The organism is Exiguobacterium sp. s89 (genome assembly GCF_018617735.1).
Classification (GTDB): Bacteria; Bacillota; Bacilli; order Exiguobacteriales; family Exiguobacteriaceae; genus Exiguobacterium; species Exiguobacterium marinum.
The window spans coordinates 1-22,540 of sequence record NZ_JACSKS010000002.1; the positions used below are offsets into that span (position 1 = coordinate 1).

The window sequence follows — 22,540 nt, forward strand, 5'->3', positions numbered from 1 at the left end:
CCAGGCAAGATCGTTCCGCAATAGCTCAGTGGTAGAGCAACCGGCTGTTAACCGGTAGGTCGTAGGTTCAAATCCTACTTGCGGAGCCAATTTAGGCCCGTTGGTCAAGCGGTTAAGACACCGCCCTTTCACGGCGGTAACACGGGTTCGAATCCCGTACGGGTCACCAATATGGAGGATTAGCTCAGCTGGGAGAGCACCTGCCTTACAAGCAGGGGGTCGGCGGTTCGATCCCGTCATCCTCCACCATCTTTATTTATTAATTCAAACCTATATATATGCCGGTGTAGCTCAGTTGGTAGAGCATCTGACTTGTAATCAGAGGGTCGAGGGTTCGAATCCTTTCGCCGGCACTCCTCGGGGGGGTAGCGAAGTGGCTAAACGCGGCGGACTGTAAATCCGCTCCTTCGGGTTCGGCGGTTCGAATCCGCCCCCCCCCACCAGGTTTGAGCCATTAGCTCAGTTGGTAGAGCATCTGACTTTTAATCAGAGGGTCGCAGGTTCGAGCCCTGCATGGCTCACCATTTTTTGCGGAAGTAGTTCAGTGGTAGAATACGACCTTGCCAAGGTCGGGGTCGCGGGTTCGAATCCCGTCTTCCGCTCCATATTCTTACCCATTCATGGGGCCTTAGCTCAGCTGGGAGAGCGCCTGCCTTGCACGCAGGAGGTCAGCGGTTCGATCCCGCTAGGCTCCACCATATGTTTTTTTCTTAAGTTATTGATGACTTAAGTTTTTTTTTGCTTAAAACCATGAACCATTCACTTGAGAGTACAGAGAAAGGCAGCCTGCCACCATTCAGGCTGCCTTTTTGCATGTTTATTCATAATAGTGCCGAGTTGAACCAAATGAATGATAGCGTTTACAATTTAACTAAACCAGGCGAGAATTCTCCCTCCTCTAAGCGTCTTCGGGCGTAGCCCAGTGTAGGTGCGGGATGAATCGCCCGGTCCAAAAGTCTTCTCTCCCTATGACAGATTTAAGGTAGCGAAGTCCATCGGGGACGTCAGCTGGTATGAGTTCGTCCGGCAGTTGGAATACAAATATACCTTCTACGGACGGACGCTCATCAAGGCGGATCAATGGTACGCATCGACGCAGATCTGTTCTTCTTGTGGCGTCAAAGGCGAGAAGAAGACGATGGATGTTCGTGAATGGACGTGTACTCATTGTGGTGTTCATCATGATCGAGACATCAACGCAAGCATCAATCTGTTGATGTTGGCAAACTAAAACGAATTCCTTCAGGGTGGGAACCACCCGACGAGCTTGGTAAATAATCGTGGCTAATAAAAGTACGATCTTCCCAAGAAGCTCCCACTTCAATTTGCGAAGTAAATAAGTGGCGAGTAGTTCACCTATCAAGCGTATAAAGGGGGAATGGCGATGCAATGGTCATATATTCATGTACCACTTCGTTATGGTCAGGGGAAACTCGGGGTCGATCAAGGACCGATGAAGTTGAACGAACTAGGGATGGAAAAACTTCTTCCTAAAGGGGCGGTGAACCAAACGATTCGTGTGTTACCGGAATCTGAAATTCGTGAAAATGAAGAACATTTGAAGCGGGTAGATGGTGTATTGCACACTGTTACGGAATTGGCAGAAGTGATAGATAGCGAAATTAGAGCGAATCGATTCCCATTGATCGTTGGGGGCGATCATAGTATGGCAATCGGCACACTCGCAGGACTAGCAAAAACGGGACCATTTGGTGTCATTTGGGTAGATGCCCACGCTGACTTGAATACGGGGGATACCTCACCATCTGGTAATATTCATGGAATGCCACTTGCTGCAGCTATGGGGATGGGGGATATACGTCTGACAGAAGTAGGTGGGCGTGATTCGAAGTTATCGCCAAATCATTTGGTGTATATTGCCCTTCGTGATATCGATGAAGGAGAAATAAACGAAATCAATCGACTCGGTATAAAAGTCATTACCGTAGAAGAAGTTCGTACGCGTGGGGTCGATGTGATCATGCAAGAGGCGCTCAGCTATCTTCGTGAACGAGTAGACCGTTTTTATATCAGTTTTGATATGGACAGTCTCGATGCGTCACTCGTTCCGGGTACAGGAACACCGGTTGATGGTGGTCTAACAGAAGTCGAGGCCAAAGCGATTTTAAAAGAAGCGATGCAGGCAGAAGATTTGATTGCCGTAGAGCTCGTCGAATTGAATCCGGCATTAGACCGGGACGACATGACGGCTCAATTGGCCTACCGTCTGTGTGAAACGATTATAAAATCTAAAGAAAACCTGTTATTGGAAGGCGAAACCGTCTGATTTCCTTACAGTTTCCAAACCCGTTTGCTACAATGGGGGTGGAAACTTTTTTTACTTTAATGAAACTAATTCAACTGGTGAGACGTATATAGAAATGACCGCATGTGTTGCGGAGAGGGGAAGTGGATTGATGGAACGGCTGACCACCCGTTTGGTTGACGAATTGAGGGCGGGGAATCACGATTCGTTTGCCGAGCTGGTAGAACTATACAAGGATGGCGTCTTTGCAATCGCCTATAAAATTTTGTATGATCGTGGCGAAGCGGAAGACGCTGCCCAAGAAGCATTCATACGTGCATATACACGAATTGATACGTATGATGCGCAATACAAGTTCAAAACATGGCTCTATCGAATTACGACGAACGTTGCCATCGATCGATTGAGGAAACGGAAACCGGAGTATTCAATGGATGCAGAAATTGCGGGTACAGACGGTTTGACTTATCAAGACCACTTAGCTGATGAAGCACCTCAACCCGATGCCCAAGTGGTTCATCGCGAAATTCGAAGTGAGATGCATGAAGCCATCAAACAACTTCCGGACAAATACCGCATTCCCTTATTATTAAAATATGTGGATGATTTGTCGCTAAAAGAAATTAGTGTGATGATTGACATGCCGGTCGCAACAGTTAAAACAAGGATCTTCCGGGGAAGAGAAATGTTAAAAACAATCTTTCAAAATAGGGAGGGGTTCAATTGACTCCTGAAGAAAAAGTACAACAATATTTGGAAGATGGCGTTTTGCCCGAAGAATCTGACGAATTGCGTCAATTGTTAGAAGACGATGAATTATATGAGTCTTATCTACAATATGAACGAATCGACGCAGAACTGAAAGCATTGCCTCGTCCAAAGTTATCAGCGGATTTTACGACCCGTGTGATGGCCGCTATACCTGAAACACCGGTGCAAAAAGGGCCTGACACGGTTGTGTCGTTATCCAAACCTGTGCGCAAAGAGCGTAAGCCACATTCAAAACAAATGATTTGGTTACAGCGCCACCCAGGTTTGATTGCCGCAGTCCTATTCTTTAGTTTGATGTCTAGTGCGACACTTGGATTATGGAGTAGTGCTTCGGAGACGATGACGTATACAAAAGTACCAGGTGTCGTCGTATCAGAGAATGAAGTGATTGTGCCAGCGGGTGTTACTGTCGAGAAAGACATTACCGTCCAAGGTGGCGATTTACGGATTGAAGGTACCGTCCAAGGTGACGCGACAGCTGTCAATGGTCGTGCGTATTTAGCAAGTGCCGGGCAAGTGACAGGTGAACTTGAACAAATCGATCAGATGTTCGAGTGGATCTGGTATTCGATGAAACAACTTTTCTAAAGACGCTTCCGGCGTCTTTTTTCGTTTCAATCTCGTTTCGTTTTGGTGTGACGCAATGCGTATATACAAAAATGATGATATAATGGAATTTGCACGATTTAGCTAGGTAGTTGAGGAGGGGAGCATTTGCCGCTACTTGAACAAGTATCATATTTCTCATTTTTAAATCTTTCAGAAAACGTACATTGGTACGATTATTTGAACGATGTTTTAGATATCGTCGTCGTCACGTATGTCATTTATAAGTTAATGATGATTGTACGTGGGACAAAAGCAGTCCAGTTAATTAAAGGGATCTCCATCATTCTAGTCAGTTGGTTCTTGAGTGGTTTCTTCGGGTTGAAGACGCTCCAGTTCTTGCTAAATCAGGTGATCACATACGGTCTTCTCGGAATTATCATCATCTTCCAGCCTGAATTGAGACGTGGTCTTGAGCACCTCGGTCGGACGAGCAACTTATTCGGGCGTACAGGAACAAGTGATGAAGAGCAACAACGCCAAATGATTGAAGCCATCGTCAGTTCTGCGCAATATATGTCAAAGCGGCGGATTGGTGCGTTGATTGCGATTGAACGAGATACGGGATTAAACGAGTATGTGGAGACGGGCATTCGTATGGATTCGCATATTACTTCCCAATTAATTATTAACTTATTCATTCCAAACACACCACTCCATGATGGTGCGATGATTATTCAAGATGGAAAGATTGCGGCAGCAGCCTGCTATTTGCCGCTCTCGGAAAGTCCACACATCGATAAGGCCCTCGGGACACGACATCGGGCAGCCATTGGGGTCAGTGAAGTGACAGATAGCGTCACTCTCACCGTGTCAGAAGAAACAGGAGCTGTCTCTCTCGCGATCGCAGGACGCTTATATCGAGAGTTAGATGAAGAAGCGCTTCGTAATAAATTAATTCAAGAACTCGTCATCGAAGAAAAAGAGGCGACCCTCTCGTTCTTCGGCAAAAAAGGAGGGGATAAGTAAGTGATTGATCAGTGGTTACAACATAAGTGGTTTCTCCGCTTCATCGCACTTGCTTTAGCCGTCCTTTTATACTTAATGGTCGCTGAGACCAGTTCCTCGAACAACGCTTCTAGCGCTTTGCCGATTGTTGGACAAAGTTCCATGACGCTCGATGTACCGGTCGAAGTATTTTTTGATGAGGTGCAGTATGTCGCATACAACGTGCCTGAGGAGATGGGTGTTGAGCTTCAAGGTCCCTCAAGTAGTTTAACGATGACCAAACTGGTGAAAGATTATCAAGTGTTTGTCGATTTGACCAACCTTGGAACCGGATTTCATCGCGTCCCAGTCGAGGCACGAGGTTTCGGTGGAGACGTCAATGTCAAATTGGATCGAGAGACAGTTGAAATTTACATTGATCGGAAGCAAACGATTGAAGTTCCGGTGTCTGTGAACCTGTTGAATAAAGATCAATTACCGGAAGGGAAAGTGGCTGGCGATGTTGAAATCGAACCGTCGACTATCAAAGTCACAGGCGGTGCGAGTCGCATTCAAAATGTCAAAGAAATCACGTTAAATGTGGATGTCTCGAATCAAAATCAGACATTCACTCGTGAGATTCCACCGACAATTTTAGATGCGAACGGGAATCCGTTGAATGTGTCGGTCGACCCGAATATCATCAATGTGACTGTCCCGATTTACAATGAGAGTGTGATGATTCCGATTGAGGTCGTCACGAGCGGAGAAGTGTCGGACGACTTCAGGTTAGTAGATACATTACTAGGTGAAACAGAAGTTCGTGTCTTTGGATCAAAAGAGGTGCTCGATAAACTCGATCGAGTCGAGACAGAGCCGATTGAACTGGATGATTTGAAGAAGTCTGAGAAAGTAAATGTTACTCTCCGTCTCCCTGAAGGGGCCACGTCACTCGACAAAAGAGAAGTAGAAGTTCAAGTGCTGATTCGTCCGAGTGATGAGACGAAAGATGACACGAGCGAATTGACAGAGCGGATTCGGATGACTGTTCCAGTGAACGTACGGGGGTACGACCGAACCAATTATACGATTCAAACGCAAGATGTGGTCAGTGTCACTCTGTCCGGAAAGCGGTCCCTTCTCGAGACCATTTCATCGAACAGTGTTAACGTGACATTGGATTTGACAGGATTACCAGGTGGGACACACGCGGTAGATGTCGATTACGAAGTACCAAAAGGCGTGACGGTTGTCTCGCCGAAGACGATTGATGTTCAACTGACGAGCGTCGATGAAGAAACAGAAACATCTTCCATTCAATAAAGATGTTCAATCATACAAAAGTGAGGATTTAATCTAATGGGTAAATATTTTGGAACAGACGGAGTTCGCGGTGTCGCGAACTCTGAGTTAACTGCGGAATTAGCATATCGTTTAGGCCGTGCTGGTGGCTATGTGTTGTCGAAACATTTGCCAGAAGGCGAACAACCAAAAGTATTGATTGGTCGTGACACACGCATCTCAGGACATATGCTTGAAGGTGCATTGATTGCCGGACTTCTCTCAATCGGTGCAGAAGTGATGCGTCTTGGTGTCATCTCAACACCTGGAGTTGCGTACTTAACAAAATCGCTAGATGCGACAGCCGGTGTCATGATTTCGGCATCGCACAACCCGGTAGCCGACAACGGAATCAAATTCTTCGGTAGCGATGGTTTTAAATTAGATGATGCGACTGAGCAAGAAATCGAAGATATTTTAGACGCTACGGAAGATACGCTCCCACGACCGACTGGGAAAGATCTCGGTTTCGTGTCGGACTATTATGAAGGGGCACAAAAATACCTTCAAATGTTGAAACAAACCGTTGAAGAAGACTTCGATGGCCTTCACATTGCGCTCGACTGTGCACATGGGGCAACGAGTGGGCTCGCAGCACGTCTCTTCGCTGACCTTGAAGCGAACGTATCCACAATCGGAAACTCGCCGAACGGTCTAAACATCAATGAAGGTGTCGGCTCGACACATCCTGAGCACTTGGCTGAGTTCGTCCGTGAAAAAGGAGCGGACATGGGCCTTGCCTTTGATGGTGACGGGGACCGTTTGATTGCGATTGACGAGAACGGTGAAATCGTCGATGGAGACAAAATTATGTATATTTGCGGGAAATACTTGAGTGAAAAAGGGCGTCTCAAAGACAACACGATTGTCGCGACGGTCATGAGTAACCTCGGGTTCCATAAAGCTGTTGAAGAAGCGGGCATGACAGCGCTCCAGACAGCAGTCGGTGACCGTTATGTCGTTGAAGAGATGAAAAAACACCAGTACACACTCGGTGGCGAACAATCGGGTCACTTGATTTTCCTCGATCACTCGACAACAGGTGACGGGATGTTATCGGGCGTCCAGTTGGCAGAAATCGTGAAATCGACGGGCCGCAAACTCTCTGAATTGGCGGCTGAGATGCCTGTTTATCCGCAAAAACTCGTAAATATTCGTGTGACGAATAAAAACGATGCGATGAACGGAGAGCGTGTCTTGGCAACGATTCAAGAAGCGGAAGCAGAAATGGGCGGAAACGGTCGAATTCTCGTCCGTGCATCGGGAACAGAGCCTCTCGTTCGTGTGATGGCGGAAGCACCGACAGCGGAAGAATGCGACCGTTACGTTGAACGAATCGCGCAAGTTGTTCGCGAAGATTACGGTTTAGAAGGATAAAATTCTCAAAAGCGGGAATAACACAAGGGAATCCAACATTGGATTCCCTTTTTGTTTCCGTTTTGTCATCGAGAAAACAGCGGATTTTCTTGACGAATGGGGGTGTGATTTGTACTATTAAGAGCGTGACCTTGGAAACGGAAGGACACAAGAGTACGAACAAGCGCCAGAACTCTGCGGAGTTGACGAGGTTGGAGGTTATCGAGATTTCGGCGGATGCCTCCTCGTCGCCTGTCACGACGAGAAGCATACTTTTAAAACGCCCGGGTGACCGGACGGACAAAGAAGTGTGTGTTGACAGCTCTTAGAAAAAGCCCGTTTCCTTTTTCGAGAAATCGAAGAATAGAGGAGATTTATTTATGTGTGGAATTGTAGGAATGATTGGGAATACCGGAGCGAAGGAAGTCCTTCTCAAAGGTCTTGAAAAACTCGAGTACCGTGGTTATGACTCGGCAGGTCTAGCGTTGATGCATGATAATGTCAACGTTCACAAAGAAGTCGGTCGCATTGCTGCGCTACGCGAAATCATCCCAGCAGAAGTAGACGGCACGATTGGAATCGGCCACACACGTTGGGCGACACACGGGGTACCGAGTGTACCGAACGCCCACCCGCACCAGAGCACGACAGGACGCTTCACGCTCGTGCATAACGGCGTAATCGAGAATGACGAGCTCATCAAGAAGACGCTTGATGTCCCGTTCCTCTCAGAAACAGACACGGAAGTCATCGTCTTGCTCATGGAGAAACACTTCGTCGAGCTCGGCGATGTCGAGGCGGCGTTCCGCAAGACGCTCTCGAACCTCCACGGCTCATACGCGATCGCGATGATCGACTCAGAGGACAAAGAGCGCCTCTATATCGGGAAGAACAAGTCACCACTTCTCGTCGGACTCGGTGACGGCACATTCAACGTCGTCGCATCGGACGCGATGGCGATGCTCCAGGTGACAGACCAGTACCTCGAGCTCCACGACGGCGAGATTGTCATCCTCACACGCTCGACGGCGACGATCAAGACGCTCGACGGCGACGTGCTCGAACGCAAACCATATACGGCCGAAATCGATGCGTCAGACATCGAGAAGGGCACGTACGCGCACTACATGTTGAAGGAGATGGACGAGCAACCGGCCGTCATCCGTAATATCATCCAGCATTACCAGAACGAGAACGGTGACATCGAACTCACGGAAGGCGTGCGCGAGCTCGTCTCGGAAGCAGACCGTGTCTATATCGTCGCGTGCGGTACGAGTTACCACGCTGGTCTTGTCGGGAAGCAATTGATCGAGCGCGTTGCAGGTGTACCGACTGAAGTACACGTCGCCTCAGAATTCGGTTACAACATGCCACTTTTGACAGAAAAGCCACTCTTCCTCTTCATCTCACAATCAGGTGAGACAGCGGACAGCCGTGCCGTCCTCGTCGAAGTGAAAAAGCTTGGCCATAAAGCGCTCACGTTGACAAACGTAGCAGGATCGACACTCTCGCGTGAAGCGAACGAGACGATGCTCCTCCATGCAGGACCAGAAATCGCGGTCGCGTCGACGAAAGCATACACGGCTCAGATTGCCGTCCTCGCGATTCTCGCATACGACATCGCTCGTGCGAACGGGAAGAAACTTCCGTTTGATCTCATGCAGGAACTCGCACTCGTTGCAACGACAATGGACTCGATCATGGCACAAAAAGAAATCTTTGAAGAGCTTGCAGATAAGTTCTTGAAAGAGTCACGTAACGCGTTCTTCCTCGGACGTGGATTGGATTCATATGTCGGTCTCGAAGGCGCATTGAAGCTGAAAGAGATCTCATATATCCAAGCAGAAGGATACCCAGGTGGGGAACTGAAGCACGGTCCGATCGCCTTGATTGAAGACGGGACACCGGTCATCACGCTCGTGTCTCAACCGAACACACACCTCAACATCCGTGGAAACATCAAGGAAGTTGTGGCGCGTGGTGCGATCGCATGTACGATTTCAATGGAAGGAATGGAGCATGAGAACGACGCATTCGTTCTTCCACGTGTTGAACCGCTTCTCACGCCACTCGTGACGGTTCTTCCGCTTCAACTCATCTCGTACTATGCGGCACTTGCCCGCGACTGTGATGTCGACAAGCCACGTAACTTGGCGAAGTCTGTAACAGTTGAATAATGTTCAAGACCAAAATTTTTCGGGATTTTGGTCTTTTTTGTTGCAATGCGTTAACAAATCATCGTAATACTCTCAAAAACGTCTGTCCATTCTTAGGAATGGGTACACTCAACGTGAGTATGAATAAAGGAGAGATTCGATGAAACAGAAAAAATGGATGATGGGCTTAGGTACCATCGTACTCGCTACATCATTAGCCGCTTGTGGGGATACGACAGATGATCCCTCGATGGAGATGTCAGAAGAACAAAGCATGGACCATTCGGGGATGGATCACTCGGGGTCTGGAGAAGTTCCAGACGGGCTGATGGAAGCCAGTGATCCGACGTATCCAGTCGGATCAACCGCGATGATGACAGCGGATCACATGCCAGGGATGGAAGGCGTGGAGGCGACGATTGTCGGTGCATATGATACGACGGTCTACGCCGTCAGCTATACACCGACTACAGGTGGTGACCCGGTAGAAGATCATAAATGGGTGATTCACGAAGAACTGGATAATCCGGACGAGGCGCCTTTGTCTGAAGGGGATGAGGTCGTATTGGCTGCCGACCATATGGAAGGAATGGACGGCGCAGAAGCGACTATCGATACAGTGGAAGAGACGACCGTTTACATGGTTGATTACACGACTGAAGACGGAGAAGAGGTCACAAATCATAAATGGGTGACCGAAAGTGAATTAGAAGCAATGAAATGAATGCAGTAGACCTCGAGTACATCTCGTGGTCTATTTTTTTCGATAAATATTTATTGATAAACGATAAATCATAGCATATGATATAGAAAATAAAACTAAATGAGGTGTTTGGCAGATGAAACGGGAAACCATCTTTTTGAAACTAGCAGTGATTGTCTTGTCGCTCCCGATTCTTGCGGCCTGTATCTTTTTACTGCCGTTTCTTTGGCGAGACGCAATCGAGAGCGGGGGATGGATTGCGAATTCGATGCGTCCGATTGTCATCGGGATGTATGTGGCGGCAGTTCCCTATTTTATGGCTTTGTTCCAGACGTTTATCTTACTAGGATTGATTGACCGGAACGAGGCATTCTCCTATGAAGCGGTGAAGGTACTTCGGGTAATCAAGTATTGTGCATTGACCATCACGGTTATCTATACGGCGTTGCTTCCCTTCTTCTATTGGTTCGCTGAGCGTGACGACTCGCCAGGATTTTTAGTCATCGGATTCGTCTTCGTCTTCGCCGCATTTGTCATTGCGGTTTTCGCTGAGTTGTTACAGAAACTATTGAAGCGCGCCATCGACATGAAACAAGAAATCGATTTGACGATATGAGGTGAGAGAAATGGCGATGATTGTGAATCTGGATGTGATGTTGGCGAAACGGAAAATGAGTGTGACGGAACTGTCGGAACGAGTCGGGATCACGATGGCGAACTTATCGATATTGAAAAACGGAAAGGCCAAAGCGATTCGTTTCTCGACACTTGAAGCGATTTGCGAAGCACTCGACTGTCAGCCGGGAGACATATTGGAATATCGAGCGGTCGAACGAGCAGAGTGAATCTCTGCTTTTTATATGAATTTGAAACGTGTGCTTACTATGCTCCGTATATAAAAGTATCAGTCAGGGGGAGATGTAGAATGATTCAAACATGGACAGAACGGACACATGAGGCCTTGTAAGGAAAAACGGGGAAACTCATCGGTTGGTCTTTTGCAATGGCGATTTTAGTAGAAGTGTGGCTTATGATAGATCCGACGTATTACGGAATCTAACACAGTTCTACTATTCTTATGATGATCGGTGTGGTTGGACTCATCCTATATGTGATGTCTCTTCCAATGTATATCGGATACAGCTGGATCATTTTAGATACGGTGCGAAATAAGAAATTGCATTTTCAAGATGTATTTAAACCGTTTCGGAAGAATTACCGCTTAAATTTGGCCACATTCCTACTCATGGTTCTCTTCCAACTATTGTGGGGGCTGCTTCTAATCGTTCCAGGAATCATAAAGTACTTTTCTTACGCATTCACTTTCTTTATATTGCGAGATGAGCCTCATTTGTCCCCAACAGAAGCAATTACAAAATCTCGTGGGATGATGCGTGGACAGAAATGGGAAGCATTTAAATTGATCCTGCCAATGATTCCGGTCTTTTTGACGGGTTTCACGTTGAGTATTGTTTTCAAATTACCGATTTTGTCATCCTGGTCGCTGTTAGTTGCGACTTCCCTTGTTCGTCCGTTAGTAGTTGCACGCTTCGCTGTCATGTATGAAGATACGCGTCGGGTGTACGACGAACAATGGAACAAGCCAGCCTGAAGCATATCGAACAGAGGGGGAATTGAATGAACGTGCTACAATCTTCATGAAGAGAAAGGGGAATGCGGAATGAAGATTGGGATCATCGGGGCCGGTCTGAGCGGAATCATCGCAGCGCGTGAACTCGTGCGTCAAGGTCATGTCGTCGAACTGATTGAAAAGAGTCGAAGCGTCGGGGGACGCTTGGCGACACGTCGAATCGGTGATGGACGAGCCGACCATGGAGCGGTATATTTCACGGTGCGTGGAGAAGAGCTCGAACGAGAGGTACAGTCGTGGATGAATGCAAACTGGGTGCGGGTCTGGTATGCCGACCCTTATCCACGTTATGTCGCGATTAATGGGATGAATGCCCTCGCTAAGCATTTAGCTGAAGATTTGACCGTACAGTTGAATGAACGAGTGGAGAACGTTCAAGTGGAAGAAGACGGAACCGTCACAGTCAAGACAGACGTGACGACGCGTTCATATGATCGAGTCGTGATGACGGCACCGCTTCCACAGTCATTCGAACTACTAGGGAGTTTGGTCGTCCAGATCAAGCCCGCGCTACTTCGTCTCGTATATTCGCCGACGTTCGTGGGTCTTTTTGAATGTGCCGGTGATGTACAGATTGGAGCAGACGGTATTCTCGATCAAGAACTGGTACCTGGTGTATTAAAAATCGTCGATAATCGCCAAAAAGGAATCTCTGCGACACCACTCGTAAGTGTCTATATGGAAGAGGCGTGGAGTGAGGCGTGGTATGAGCGACCGGAAGCAGAGACACTTGCTGAAATAGAGCGGTTAGTGCGTGAAGAAGTCGGAGACCTCGGTATCCAATCACGGCAGTTAAAACGTTGGCGTTACGCGCAAGCGAAAGATGTATGGCATGAGCCGTTTTATCAAGTAAGCCATCATCCCATCTATTTAGCAGGGGACGTCTTCCTTGAAGCTGATGATCCATCCGGACGAACGCGATTCGAAAGTGCCTATCTGTCTGGGTTACGTGTGGCAGAAGCGGTGCAAGAATCAATAGAAGGTTGAAAATCAAGGAGACTTCGATATGAACTCGATTAAGTTAAAATCGTTAAGTATTGACGATCAATCAGCTCTTCACTTATTTGAATGTGAAAACCGTTCCTACTTCGAACGCTCTGTCCCTAGTCGAGGAGATACATACTACGAACCGCAGGGATTCCGTCATGCGTTAGACCGTCTTTTAACCGAGCAAATTGAAGGTACAGGGCGCTATTATGTGATTTGGCATAATGACACGATCATAGGGCGTATGAATGTGCATTCGATTAGAGATGGAGTCGGTGAGGTGGGTTATCGAATTGGGGAAGATTATAGTGGTCGTGGATACGCTACTTCTGCACTCCAACAACTGCTCGCATGCCATCTCCCGGAATATGTCGAACTGATTGCCGAGACGCTAATCGATCACCACGCATCACAATGTGTATTGATGCGCGCTGGTTTTACACGTAACAATCAAGTACGACAGGTTGAATGGGAAGGGCAGACTTTATCATTTTATACGTTTGTATATAGATTTATGAACCGATAGGGCACTCCTTATCGGTCTTTTTATTTGACGCCATTTAGTTTAGGGCATAAACTATAACCATCTAGTTTAGGGGGTAAACTAAAAATGAAAGCATTGATGCGCGAAGCGGTGCAGTTGTTTGAAGAAGTGATGTTCCATGGGACGGAACATGTCATCGAAGCGATGGAGGGAGACGTATGGCGCGAGTATTCGCGTGAACAGCTCCAACTGTTGAAGTTACTCGATCAGTTTGGACCAACTCCGGCTGGGCAATTGGCGCAAAAACAAGGTGTCCATAAAAGTGCGGTCTCGAATCGTCTGAAAAAGTTGGTCGAAAAAGGACTCGTCACGAGTCGACGAGGACAAGATCAACGGGAACGATTGATTGAATTGACCCCAGAAGGGAAACGGCTCGTCGAAGAAGTGGACGGTGCCGTCTATCGATATGTGGAATCCCTCATCGATGGAGAAGTAGACGAAATTGAAATCGAGCAGTTTGTTCGGACGTTCCGAAAAATAAAGCAATTGCTCCGAATCGGGGAGGAATAACACATGCATAAAATCATTCAATGGCGCTGGGGAATTTTCATTTCCCTCATCGTATTGACGACAGCATTATTTGTCGCAGCACCGAACTTAACGAAACAAGCAGAAGAGGCAGGGAGCTTCCAACTTGCGGACGACATGGACTCACAACGCGCACAAGCGATTTTAGATGAAGCCGGGAAGAGTGACAAGACCATTTCCCTCGTCTATGAGTTCGAATCAATCGGTGAGACGGAGCGAACAGATGTCGCGCGTGTCATCGAAGAACTTAAACAAAATGAAACGGTCGTGACAGATGTTCTCGATCCGTTCGAAAACGAGGAGACAGAGGCACAGCTTGTCTCAGAAGACGGACGCATCGTTCTCGTCCCAATCACGGTAGAAGGTACGACGGAAGAAATCAATGCGTTTGCTGATGATGTCCGTGAAAACGTGCTCCCGCAAGAGGAGACAGTATATATCACCGGGGAAGAAATCATTAACAATGATGTGAACTTAAGTGCACAGGAAGGATTGAAAAAGACAGAAATCATCACGGTCGTGTTGATTTTTGGATTACTTCTTCTCGTCTTCCGTTCCATCGTGACCCCGTTTATCCCGCTTATCGCGGTCGGCTTCACGTACCTATTAAGTCAATCCTTTGTCGCGTTCTTTGTGGATTGGTTTGGGTTCCCGGTATCCAACTACACACAAATCTTCCTTGTCGCCATCTTGTTCGGGATTGGGACAGACTATTGTATTCTACTTCTTAGCCGTTACAAAGAGGAGCTGAGTGAGGGGCGTGCCATCGAAGACGCCATCGTCAATACGTACAAGACGGCAGGACGGACGGTCTTGATTAGTGGGCTCGCGGTATTCGTCGGTTTCGCTGCCATCGGATTTGCTGATTTTCCAATCTTCAAATCAGCGGTCGCCGTCGCAGTTGGGATTGCGGTGTTGCTGCTGATTCTCTTCACGGTCGTCCCGTTCTTTATGGCGACGCTCAAACAGCGACTGTTTTGGCCATCGAAAAAGGCAGGCGAACATCACGACAGCAAGCTCTGGGCTATCTTGAGTCGATTGTCAGTCAATCGCCCGTTCGTATCGATTTTGGTCGTCGGGTTGATTACAGTACCTGTCTTATTCACATATGACGATGCCCGTTCGTTCAATACCGTCGATGAGATTGGAGACGGGTACGATTCGGTTCGTGGACTGAATTTGATTTCTGAAGGGTTTGGTCAAGGGGAATCTCTTCCGGTACAAGTCATTTTGAAACAAGATCAAGCCATTACAGAATCAGAAGTCCCATACATTGAAATGTTCGCAAGCGAACTTGAAAAAGTTGATGGGGTGAGCGGTGTCCGTGCGCTCACACGTCCGACTGGTGAAGTCATCGACGATTTTTATGTCGACACACAACTCGGTGAAGTCAGCGATGGCTTGTCCGAAGCGCAGACGGGTCTCGGTGATGTCCAAACTGGATTAGATGAGATTGAGCAAGGATTGAACGCGATCGTCGAGCAATTGCCAAGTGGTTCAACCAATGCTGGAGCACCGCTTGCGGAAGCGGCAGCGGGGCTGAATCAGTTGAATGGTCAACTTGGTCTCATTGGACAAGGATTGACAGCGACTCAAAACATCCCGGCCGCAGTCGGGCAGCTCGGTCAAGTGTCAGCAGGGCTCACACAAATCGAGTCAGGAATCAACGAAGCAGCGTCTGCATTGAATGCACAAGGTTCTCAGGTTGGTGAACTCAGCACCGGATTGGGACAACTTGCCACAGGCGTTGGCGAAGCGAACGACGGGCTAGGGCAAATTGAGTCTGGTCTCGGCGAAGCCGTTTCGTTCTTACAACAGTTGAGTGAAGCAGATGCGCTTCGGGAGACAGGCGTATATCTTCCGGAAGGGACACTCACATCGGATGAATTCTCACCTGCCGTCGAACGCTATGTCTTCGATGAAGGAATGGCGACTCAACTCGAGGTCGTCTTGGAGATGGACCCGTATTCGCCAGAAGCGATTGATACCGTCGAGACAATCAAAGAGACGATGAATCGTGCCGTGACGGGAACACCGTATGCGGATGCGACCATCGGATATGCCGGTATCTCGAGCATCAATAGCGATTTAAATGAAACATCGACGAATGATTTCAATCGAACGGTAGCGATCATGCTGGTGACATTGTTCATCGTCTTGACAGCACTGTTCCGCTCGATGATCATGCCACTCTATATGATTGCTTCGCTTCTCTTGACGTACTATACGTCGGCGGCGATCACAGAGCTGATCTTTGTAGAAGGACTCGGCTATGACGGGATCAGCTGGGCCGTTCCGTTCTTTGGCTTCGTCATGTTGATTGCCCTTGGGATTGACTACTCCATCTTCCTGTTAGATCGATTCCGGGAAGAGACGATCAATGGGAAGGCGGTCCGTGAGGCGCTCATCTATTCGATGACGAAGATGGGTACCGTCATTATGACTGCCGCGGTCATCCTCGCCGGGACGTTCGGTGCGATGATTCCGTCAGGTGTGCTCAGTCTCGTCCAGATTGCAACGATTGTCATCACCGGGTTATTACTATACGGCTTGATTGTGTTACCACTTTTAATTCCAGCCATTACGATTTCGTTTGGCGATGGTGTCTGGTGGCCATTCCGGTCAAAGAAAAAGTCATAAGCAGAAACGGATGTCTCGTATGATGAGATATCCGTTTTTTGGGATAGATTGCGGTAGATTCGGGAACAGAAAGTCAGGTCCATTATCTAAGGAGGAGTACTGTATGGAAATCGTCATTACCGCAATCTTGAAAGCCCATCCCGGAAAAGAAGAGGCGTTACGTGATGCGTTGTACCGTGTGATTCCACCGTCACGAGCGGAAGAAGGGTGTCTCGCGTACGTTCTTCACGAGGCAATTGATGCGCCAGGTACGTTTGTCTTCTATGAAAAGTACGAGGATGAAAATGCACTCAATCACCATATCCATTCGTCGCACTATCAGGCGTATCGTGATGAAGCCGGAGAGCTTCTCGCTGTACGTGAGGTCTATCGGCTACATGAAGTCTGATTCTGATTGTGTGTGGAATTGAACTGGTCGTACAAGCGTGTCTATCAAGTTGCGTAGCACTTAGGAAAGAAGCCTCTCGAGACATATCTCGGGAGGCTTTTCGATTACGGATTGATTTGTGAGAGGGCATCTTTCTCGATGATGGTATCCGAGAGACGGAGCTGGTTGGTCGCGCGGTCGATATATGGGCTGCATCGATCAAAGACGACCGGTTCTTCTGTCTCGACGGAATAGCACGTGCCATTCCCTGCTCGTTCGGTCAAGTCTGGTTCGTAATAAATATCTTCGTATCGGAAGGCACCCGTCCGAAAGACGGTCAGATTCGGCGTATCATTCAATAAGGAGTCGCCGAGCATATACGCTGGGGAGAGTCCAAGCAAATCGAGAATCGTCGGCGCGATATCAATTTGTCCACCGCTCGCCTCCATGACTTCTCCTGTCGTCAATCCGGGTGGTTTGATGAAGAGAGGGACAGCACGGTCGAGTTGAAACGCGTCAACCGCCGAGTCCACTTCTTCGATGGTAGCCATTTCTTCTCCAGGTGCCGTCAGACCGCTATCGTGGTCACCATATATGACGAGAAGCGTCTCATCCCACAGCCCATCTTGTTTCAATCGTTCGATGAACTGACCGACTGCGGCATCGACGAAATGAACGGTATGATAGTAGTTTTCGAGAAGGGGGTCATCGATATCAGATAGGTCCAACCGCTTCTCGTCTTCCGGGATATCGTACGGTGTATGACTCGTTAAAGCGACTAAAAATGCGTAAAATGGTTCATCCAACTCTTCCATAAATCCAACCGACGTATTTAAGAATTCCTGGTCGTTGAGTGCCATCCCGATGATTCCTTGATCGGGATAGTCTTTGTCGCTAAAGAAATGATTGAACCCGATGTTGTCGTAAAAATCATCCCGATTCCAAAAGTCTTTACGGAATGAGTGCATGGCTGCTGTATCATAGCCCGCCTCGTTCAATGATTGAGAGAGTGCGCTGAACTTATTTCCCGGGAAACGCGTGTAGACGGAACCAGATTTGACAGGATAGAGTGACGTGTTGACGATGAACTCTGCATCGGACGTCCGTCCCTCATGTGTCTGATGATACACGTTCGGGAAGTAAAGCAGGTCACGTCGCAATCGGTTCAAATTCGGGGTCAGTTCCTGTCCATCGATCTGTTGATCGATGACGGATGTTTGGAATGATTCGAGTTGTAAGACGATGACGTTCGTATCCTGACTCGGGGCACTTAATTCCTGATAAGAAAGTGCTCGGATTTGAGAACGCTCCTCGTCTGTCAAGGCTTCGTTCCAGCCCATGGCACGTTCGACGCCTCGAGCGACATCCATCGCGTGATAGCCCCAAAATCCAAGATGGTAGTATTCACGCATATTCGAGATCGGGTCGTCTGCAATCCATTTTTCCCCACGCTGATAACTGAGCGTGAGCGGGATCGTGAAAAGAAGAAATCCAAGTGTGAAGCCGGCAATCGCTAACCGTCTTCCGTTCCACTTCACTTCACGGACAGGATGACGTTTCATATAACGCAAAATCAAACCGTAGATGATGAGGTCGATAAAGAAGAACGCATCGATTGGGCGGATGAGCGTCAAAAAGCCACCCCCGACATCTCCCATCTGCCCGATATCGGATAGTAAAGCGACGGATAATAAGTCTTCAAAATAGCGATAGTACCAGACGTCTGAGACGAGCAGGGTACTATGCAGGAACAGAGAAACGTATAAAATCCATCGGCGGATCGGATAAGACACGGCAAGTGCCCAACTCGTCAGGAGCAAAATCGTCGCCAAGTTGATGAGAAAGAACGAAAAGTCGAACGCCGTCGCGGTCAACCAGCTAAAAAAGAAGAGCTTTGCCAGGGAGAGTGACAAGTAGCTCCAATAATCGAGATATTTGATCATGAACAACACATCCTTTTCATATCCATTCCCGATGAAACGAGTGCGGGAAACGTGAAGATGTGTCCAACAAACAAGAGGCACGTCGACCTCAGTTGATCAGAAACGTATCGCGCAGTTCAATGATGGTTCCTTCTGGTGCTTTCAGTTTACTTAAATGACCGTCGACGACGAAATAGATGTTGCCACCGTGCTTCGGTAAAAACGTGACGCCGAGTTGTTCGAGTCGTGCGACTTCCGCTTTGAGGTCATCCACATAGATCGCAAAATGGACGGGACCGGCCATATGTTTCGAATAATCTTGTAACGTTTCATTCGTTTTAGCAGTCTGGAGCTCGATATAAAAATCACCGAGCTTGAGCCAACTGTTGAAGTCACGCGTATGGAAGTTTCGCGACTCTTGGACGAGTTCAAAACCGAGTGCTTCGTAAAATGTCTTGGACGCAAGATAGTCAGGCGTTTGGATACAGATATGATGGATTTGTTTCATTAGGATGATTCCTCTCATTCAATTTTGATGAAGTGTACGATATGGCCTAGTCAAATACTAAGCGGATGAAGCTATGATGTGAAAAAGACGACAACTTCCCATTTATTTTAGTGTACCGAACGCGTGCTTTTGAAGATACGGGGTAAGAAACTTTTTACGGAAGAAATCGTATGGAAGAGAGAAAAGGATAGAAACCAATGAGGTGAAAGCATGAAAGGAAATGAAATCACGATTCAACCGATTGATGCAGTCAATCGAGATGCGGTCATCGCTCTGACAGTGGACGAGAAACAATCCCGATTCATCGAGACAAATGCCGAGTCGCTTCAAGAGATGGCTGAGGATACGAAATATAATTGGCAGAGCTATGCATTTTATGACGGTGAGCGACCGGTTGGCTTCATGATGGTCGGAGCAGAAAACCAGACAGAACGGTATGTGTGGCTCGATCGTTTCATGATGGATCAAAACGAACAGGGGAAAGGTGTTGGAACGAAGTGCCTACGCATGGCGGTGGACTGGATTCAGACAAAATATGATGTCGATGATATCATCCTGAGCCTCCATCAAGAGAATGAAGCTGCGAAACGATTTTATGCGAAGAACGGCTTTGTCGACAGCGGCTTAATTGATGAATGGAATGGTGAAGCGATTTGGGTCTATCATACAAAAAACCGACCGTCATGAGTCGGTCGGATTCTCGGCTGGACTTGTTGTTTTTGTAGCATTCATGCCCATCGAAAAGAGAACGATAGCTGCAAAGAAGAATAGGGTAACGAACCAGTTTTGGAGAAACGGATCGACAAACGTCGGTTTTTCCAACCAACTCCCGGTTGAGATTTCGGCGTACCAACGTATGTAGAGTGCGATGCGTTCGAGTGTGTATAAGAGTCCGGACAAAAACAACAACATACCACCCGCTACAAGTTGATTGAAACGAGACATAAAACCCCTCCTCTATAGATGTTGTCTATAGTTTACCATTTCCATCCAATTGAGGGGCTTTTATTTGAGTATACTCGGTCGCAACTGTTTGACGCGTGACAAGACGAGCCAACCGAGAAGCGCGCCGGTCAAACTAGAGGCCAGGAACGCCGGGACGAAGAAGAAAGCACCGAACGTCGAGCCCATTAACAGTTTCGCGTACGGGACGGCAATCAACGAAGCGATAACCCCAGTCCCGATGATTTCTCCGAGAGCGGCAGCATAGAAGCGGTTCGTGCGAACGAAGAAAATGCCGGCAAGAAACGCGCCAATCATGCCACCGGGGAACGCGAGCAGTGACCCTGTGCCGGTCATGACGCGAATGAGTCCGGTCACGAATGCGACGAGGACGGCTCCGATTGGGCCGATGGTGACTGCGGCAATCACGTTCACCATATGCTGAATCGGATAAGCGCGGGCGACACCTGTGGGAATCGAGATGAACATCGAGCCGACGACGGCGATGGCGACGAGCATCGCCATCCAAGTGAGTTGTTGAATACGCATGAATAATCTCCTTTCAAAATAAAAACGCCACGTTTCCAGACGGAAAAATGGCGTGGATATACAGAGACGTATCCCAAGCCACTTCCCTACGCTGGTATGAGCCAGATCAGGTTCAAAGGGTCCGGCACAATGCCGTCTCAGCCCGAAGGCTCCCCTAGTGGTCGTTTATTGATTTGAGTATAGCATAGCTAAAATCGGAAAATGGGCGAAATTATCCCTCATTCTTGGCTAACAGATCCTCATAGTCCTTCTCGTTCCAAAAGAGCGGTGAGATGGATTCGGGACCTTTTAATATTTCTCCATCCTGGTCGTATACGATGGCATATCCGCTCGCGACATCGAATACGAACAAGTCGGCAGTGACTTCGGTCACGCCGTTCCCGGCGATGATCACGTCATCGATTGGGTCCCGGGCCAGTTCGACGCCCGCTTCATCGAGTTCGACGAGGAGGGCTGACGTGTAGGCATGGCGGTCATAGACCGTTTGGAATTCATCCTGCGTGAGGACGACATCGGTAGGTGGAGCACTTGTACCGAATTTACGATTTTCAATCTCTTCGACGTATTGAAGGAAGGATTCCTCCTGCCAGAATAGCGGAGCGACCGACTCAGATCCATTGATCACCGTTCCGTCCTGATTATCGAAAATGGTAGCATACGTCCCGTCATCGAGCTTGAATGGGTAAATATCCGCATACGTATGCTCGAGGCCGTTTCCGGCGATGATGACGCGTTCGAACGTCTCGCGAAACGGTTTGATTCCTTGTTGTTCAAGGGCAGTAAGGAGCGGTTTCGTTTGTTCATATTGGTCATAGACGTCTTTAAAGTCCTCACGTGTCCATTCTGTGATGGGTTCATCCGGTGATTCGATTGGAATCGGATTGTCTGCCACTGTATCCGTACAACCTGTGAGTAAAAGTGCACTTAATCCGAACATCGCCCATCGTCTCATGATTTCATCCCCTCAACTTACATTTTCCACCATTTTATCATTCATGACGAAAAAGCAGAACCTGTGCACATTCTCACTCGGGGTGAGGACGTGTCGCATAGTGATCGAGTGTGTTCTTGAAGTGAAGTATATCGTCTTCAGAAATCGTCACACCTGAGGAGGTGCCGTAGCGAACCGCATGATAAACAGATGGGTTCATCGGTAAATCGATGCGTTGGAACCACTCTTGCAATGTCTCATGAGCACGCAATCGTTTGACTGGTACGAGAGATTGGTTGAATGTGATCAATACATCGCGAATCGGGACGTTCGTGAACGCTGTGAGCGTCGAAATGGACGAAGCGTTCTGGTTCTGCACATCTTGTGGGTACAAGTCTGTGCTTGAATCAGCATGATCTCGTGCGCGCGACAAACGTTGCTTCCGTTTTCGATAGATATAAAAGGACAGACAACCGAGCGCAATCAAAGCAACGAAAAACCCGAGATTTCGTCGTGTTGATTCTCCAGAGCCCGTGATTCTCTCAAAAAAGTTATGTTTCCCTTTTTGAGGATCCAATTCAAATGGGTAATCTGCTTTGGATTCACCAATTAAAATTCCATCGTCCTCATCCGATAGGAGATCAGTCGGAAGACTATGACTTTCCTCGACCGGTATCGTTTCCGGGTTATAGAGCCACTCGAATACACTCGTCGTGATCACCATTATCGTGAACGTCCCGAGGAGTGTGGTGGCAATCATGAGAAGAAATTTGTTCGTCCAGCGCAAGAGGGTACCTCCTTTTGAATTTTCAGACTATTTGTTGTTTATCTTACCATAAAAAGGT

Annotated in this window: 23 protein-coding genes, 8 tRNA genes, 1 pseudogene and 1 riboswitch; of the genes and pseudogenes, 26 read left to right on the forward strand and 6 right to left on the reverse strand. The window is 47.9% G+C overall.

What is annotated here, in order from left to right; all coding sequences use genetic code 11:
- The first annotated feature begins 14 nt into the window (after positions 1-14).
- The 25 genes and pseudogenes from KNO96_RS05895 to KNO96_RS06015 all read left to right on the forward strand — a co-directional run bounded on the left by KNO96_RS05895 (position 15) and on the right by KNO96_RS06015 (position 16,864).
- Positions 15-89 (forward strand) — tRNA-Asn (locus KNO96_RS05895).
- A 5-nt stretch (positions 90-94) separates the two neighbouring features.
- Positions 95-169: transfer RNA gene (locus KNO96_RS05900), tRNA-Glu, on the forward strand.
- Between the two features lie 4 nt (positions 170-173).
- A tRNA-Val gene (locus KNO96_RS05905) sits at positions 174-249 on the forward strand.
- Positions 250-280: 31 nt separating this feature from the next.
- A tRNA-Thr gene (locus tag KNO96_RS05910) sits at positions 281-353 on the forward strand.
- Positions 354-359: 6 nt separating this feature from the next.
- A tRNA-Tyr gene (locus KNO96_RS05915) sits at positions 360-443 on the forward strand.
- A 5-nt stretch (positions 444-448) separates the two neighbouring features.
- A tRNA-Lys gene (locus KNO96_RS05920) sits at positions 449-524 on the forward strand.
- Positions 525-530: 6 nt separating this feature from the next.
- Positions 531-605, forward strand: a tRNA-Gly gene (locus tag KNO96_RS05925).
- A gap of 17 nt (positions 606-622) precedes the next feature.
- A tRNA-Ala gene (locus KNO96_RS05930) sits at positions 623-698 on the forward strand.
- A 281-nt stretch (positions 699-979) separates the two neighbouring features.
- Positions 980-1,231, forward strand: a pseudogene (locus KNO96_RS05935) (zinc ribbon domain-containing protein); the annotation flags it as partial.
- 153 nt (positions 1,232-1,384) lie between these two features.
- Positions 1,385-2,287, forward strand: a complete 903-nt coding sequence (gene rocF, locus KNO96_RS05940) for an arginase (protein WP_214702893.1) — start codon at positions 1,385-1,387, stop codon at positions 2,285-2,287.
- A gap of 130 nt (positions 2,288-2,417) precedes the next feature.
- Positions 2,418-2,993 (forward strand): RNA polymerase sigma factor SigW, encoded by a 576-nt coding sequence (sigW, locus tag KNO96_RS05945; protein WP_012727640.1) that lies wholly within the window; start codon positions 2,418-2,420, stop codon positions 2,991-2,993.
- On the forward strand, positions 2,990-3,625 hold the full coding sequence (locus tag KNO96_RS05950) for a hypothetical protein (protein ID WP_214702896.1): 636 nt from the start codon (positions 2,990-2,992) through the stop codon (positions 3,623-3,625). Before sigW ends, KNO96_RS05950 begins: the two co-directional genes overlap by 4 nt.
- A gap of 126 nt (positions 3,626-3,751) precedes the next feature.
- Positions 3,752-4,612: a diadenylate cyclase CdaA gene (gene cdaA, locus KNO96_RS05955; protein ID WP_026824856.1), complete on the forward strand. Its 861-nt coding sequence runs from the start codon at positions 3,752-3,754 to the stop codon at positions 4,610-4,612.
- Complete coding sequence (locus KNO96_RS05960; RefSeq protein WP_214702904.1) at positions 4,613-5,893, forward strand: CdaR family protein; 1,281 nt, start codon at positions 4,613-4,615, stop codon at positions 5,891-5,893.
- Between the two features lie 36 nt (positions 5,894-5,929).
- Entirely contained in the window at positions 5,930-7,288 is a 1,359-nt protein-coding gene (gene glmM / locus KNO96_RS05965) for a phosphoglucosamine mutase (RefSeq protein ID WP_214700454.1), read from the forward strand.
- A gap of 359 nt (positions 7,289-7,647) precedes the next feature.
- Positions 7,648-9,444, forward strand: a complete 1,797-nt coding sequence (gene glmS, locus KNO96_RS05970) for a glutamine--fructose-6-phosphate transaminase (isomerizing) (protein ID WP_214702906.1) — start codon at positions 7,648-7,650, stop codon at positions 9,442-9,444.
- A gap of 139 nt (positions 9,445-9,583) precedes the next feature.
- The gene (locus KNO96_RS05975; RefSeq protein WP_214702908.1) at positions 9,584-10,147 is read left to right on the forward strand and encodes a YdhK family protein; all 564 of its coding nucleotides are present in this window, start codon (positions 9,584-9,586) and stop codon (positions 10,145-10,147) included.
- Between the two features lie 115 nt (positions 10,148-10,262).
- A complete protein-coding gene (locus KNO96_RS05980) occupies positions 10,263-10,742 on the forward strand; it encodes a DUF2975 domain-containing protein (protein ID WP_214702911.1) in 480 nt (159 codons plus the stop codon).
- Positions 10,743-10,752: 10 nt separating this feature from the next.
- Positions 10,753-10,971 carry a helix-turn-helix domain-containing protein gene (locus KNO96_RS05985; protein WP_214702913.1) on the forward strand — a complete coding sequence of 73 codons (219 nt, stop codon included), beginning with the start codon at positions 10,753-10,755 and terminating at the stop codon, positions 10,969-10,971.
- A gap of 245 nt (positions 10,972-11,216) precedes the next feature.
- Entirely contained in the window at positions 11,217-11,738 is a 522-nt protein-coding gene (locus KNO96_RS05990) for a DUF975 family protein (protein WP_353047594.1), read from the forward strand.
- Between the two features lie 69 nt (positions 11,739-11,807).
- Positions 11,808-12,764: an NAD(P)/FAD-dependent oxidoreductase gene (locus tag KNO96_RS05995; RefSeq protein ID WP_214702920.1), complete on the forward strand. Its 957-nt coding sequence runs from the start codon at positions 11,808-11,810 to the stop codon at positions 12,762-12,764.
- A gap of 19 nt (positions 12,765-12,783) precedes the next feature.
- Positions 12,784-13,290 (forward strand): GNAT family N-acetyltransferase, encoded by a 507-nt coding sequence (locus tag KNO96_RS06000; RefSeq protein ID WP_214702922.1) that lies wholly within the window; start codon positions 12,784-12,786, stop codon positions 13,288-13,290.
- Positions 13,291-13,374: 84 nt separating this feature from the next.
- Complete coding sequence (locus KNO96_RS06005) at positions 13,375-13,818, forward strand: MarR family winged helix-turn-helix transcriptional regulator (RefSeq protein WP_078147853.1); 444 nt, start codon at positions 13,375-13,377, stop codon at positions 13,816-13,818.
- A 3-nt stretch (positions 13,819-13,821) separates the two neighbouring features.
- Positions 13,822-16,476, forward strand: coding sequence for an MMPL family transporter (locus KNO96_RS06010; RefSeq protein ID WP_214702924.1), 2,655 nt, complete (start codon positions 13,822-13,824; stop codon positions 16,474-16,476).
- Between the two features lie 103 nt (positions 16,477-16,579).
- Positions 16,580-16,864, forward strand: a complete 285-nt coding sequence (locus KNO96_RS06015; protein ID WP_214702926.1) for a putative quinol monooxygenase — start codon at positions 16,580-16,582, stop codon at positions 16,862-16,864.
- Positions 16,865-16,968: 104 nt separating this feature from the next.
- Here KNO96_RS06015 and KNO96_RS06020 read toward each other — a convergent pair whose 3' ends face one another.
- Together KNO96_RS06020 and KNO96_RS06025 are read right to left on the reverse strand one after the other, a co-directional pair.
- A complete protein-coding gene (locus tag KNO96_RS06020; protein ID WP_214702927.1) occupies positions 16,969-18,786 on the reverse strand; it encodes an LTA synthase family protein in 1,818 nt (605 codons plus the stop codon).
- A gap of 88 nt (positions 18,787-18,874) precedes the next feature.
- Complete coding sequence (locus tag KNO96_RS06025) at positions 18,875-19,273, reverse strand: VOC family protein (protein ID WP_214702929.1); 399 nt, start codon at positions 19,271-19,273, stop codon at positions 18,875-18,877.
- Between the two features lie 210 nt (positions 19,274-19,483).
- Here KNO96_RS06025 and KNO96_RS06030 point away from each other — a divergent pair, with 210 nt between their 5' ends.
- On the forward strand, positions 19,484-19,960 hold the full coding sequence (locus tag KNO96_RS06030) for a GNAT family N-acetyltransferase (RefSeq protein ID WP_214702931.1): 477 nt from the start codon (positions 19,484-19,486) through the stop codon (positions 19,958-19,960).
- On the opposite strand, the gene KNO96_RS06035 is transcribed toward KNO96_RS06030, so the two are convergent.
- The 4 genes from KNO96_RS06035 to KNO96_RS06050 all read right to left on the reverse strand — a co-directional run bounded on the left by KNO96_RS06035 (position 19,955) and on the right by KNO96_RS06050 (position 22,482).
- Entirely contained in the window at positions 19,955-20,218 is a 264-nt protein-coding gene (locus KNO96_RS06035; protein WP_214700446.1) for a hypothetical protein, read from the reverse strand. The genes KNO96_RS06030 and KNO96_RS06035 overlap by 6 nt on opposite strands.
- Positions 20,219-20,278: 60 nt before the next feature.
- The gene (gene thiW, locus KNO96_RS06040) at positions 20,279-20,764 is read right to left on the reverse strand and encodes an energy coupling factor transporter S component ThiW (RefSeq protein ID WP_214702938.1); all 486 of its coding nucleotides are present in this window, start codon (positions 20,762-20,764) and stop codon (positions 20,279-20,281) included.
- A gap of 66 nt (positions 20,765-20,830) precedes the next feature.
- Positions 20,831-20,930, reverse strand: a riboswitch (TPP riboswitch).
- Positions 20,931-20,975: 45 nt separating this feature from the next.
- Complete coding sequence (locus KNO96_RS06045; protein ID WP_214702940.1) at positions 20,976-21,716, reverse strand: hypothetical protein; 741 nt, start codon at positions 21,714-21,716, stop codon at positions 20,976-20,978.
- A gap of 73 nt (positions 21,717-21,789) precedes the next feature.
- On the reverse strand, positions 21,790-22,482 hold the full coding sequence (locus tag KNO96_RS06050) for a hypothetical protein (protein WP_214702942.1): 693 nt from the start codon (positions 22,480-22,482) through the stop codon (positions 21,790-21,792).
- Positions 22,483-22,540 lie beyond the last annotated feature (58 nt).

What these genes read in the sequence shown, in the direction of transcription:
- rocF (WP_214702893.1), top strand. Translation starts at nt 1,385, where the DNA reads ATGCAATGGTCATATATTCATGTACCACTTCGTTATGGTCAGGGGAAA.
- sigW (WP_012727640.1), top strand. Translation starts at nt 2,418, where the DNA reads ATGGAACGGCTGACCACCCGTTTGGTTGACGAATTGAGGGCGGGGAAT.
- glmM (WP_214700454.1), top strand. Translation starts at nt 5,930, where the DNA reads ATGGGTAAATATTTTGGAACAGACGGAGTTCGCGGTGTCGCGAACTCT.
- glmS (WP_214702906.1), top strand. Translation starts at nt 7,648, where the DNA reads ATGTGTGGAATTGTAGGAATGATTGGGAATACCGGAGCGAAGGAAGTC.
- KNO96_RS05975 (WP_214702908.1), top strand. Translation starts at nt 9,584, where the DNA reads ATGAAACAGAAAAAATGGATGATGGGCTTAGGTACCATCGTACTCGCT.
- KNO96_RS05980 (WP_214702911.1), top strand. Translation starts at nt 10,263, where the DNA reads ATGAAACGGGAAACCATCTTTTTGAAACTAGCAGTGATTGTCTTGTCG.
- KNO96_RS05985 (WP_214702913.1), top strand. Translation starts at nt 10,753, where the DNA reads ATGGCGATGATTGTGAATCTGGATGTGATGTTGGCGAAACGGAAAATG.
- KNO96_RS05995 (WP_214702920.1), top strand. Translation starts at nt 11,808, where the DNA reads ATGAAGATTGGGATCATCGGGGCCGGTCTGAGCGGAATCATCGCAGCG.
- KNO96_RS06000 (WP_214702922.1), top strand. Translation starts at nt 12,784, where the DNA reads ATGAACTCGATTAAGTTAAAATCGTTAAGTATTGACGATCAATCAGCT.
- KNO96_RS06005 (WP_078147853.1), top strand. Translation starts at nt 13,375, where the DNA reads ATGAAAGCATTGATGCGCGAAGCGGTGCAGTTGTTTGAAGAAGTGATG.
- KNO96_RS06010 (WP_214702924.1), top strand. Translation starts at nt 13,822, where the DNA reads ATGCATAAAATCATTCAATGGCGCTGGGGAATTTTCATTTCCCTCATC.
- KNO96_RS06015 (WP_214702926.1), top strand. Translation starts at nt 16,580, where the DNA reads ATGGAAATCGTCATTACCGCAATCTTGAAAGCCCATCCCGGAAAAGAA.
- KNO96_RS06020 (WP_214702927.1), bottom strand. Translation starts at nt 18,786, where the DNA reads ATGATCAAATATCTCGATTATTGGAGCTACTTGTCACTCTCCCTGGCA.
- KNO96_RS06025 (WP_214702929.1), bottom strand. Translation starts at nt 19,273, where the DNA reads ATGAAACAAATCCATCATATCTGTATCCAAACGCCTGACTATCTTGCG.
- KNO96_RS06030 (WP_214702931.1), top strand. Translation starts at nt 19,484, where the DNA reads ATGAAAGGAAATGAAATCACGATTCAACCGATTGATGCAGTCAATCGA.
- KNO96_RS06035 (WP_214700446.1), bottom strand. Translation starts at nt 20,218, where the DNA reads ATGTCTCGTTTCAATCAACTTGTAGCGGGTGGTATGTTGTTGTTTTTG.
- thiW (WP_214702938.1), bottom strand. Translation starts at nt 20,764, where the DNA reads ATGCGTATTCAACAACTCACTTGGATGGCGATGCTCGTCGCCATCGCC.
- KNO96_RS06045 (WP_214702940.1), bottom strand. Translation starts at nt 21,716, where the DNA reads ATGAGACGATGGGCGATGTTCGGATTAAGTGCACTTTTACTCACAGGT.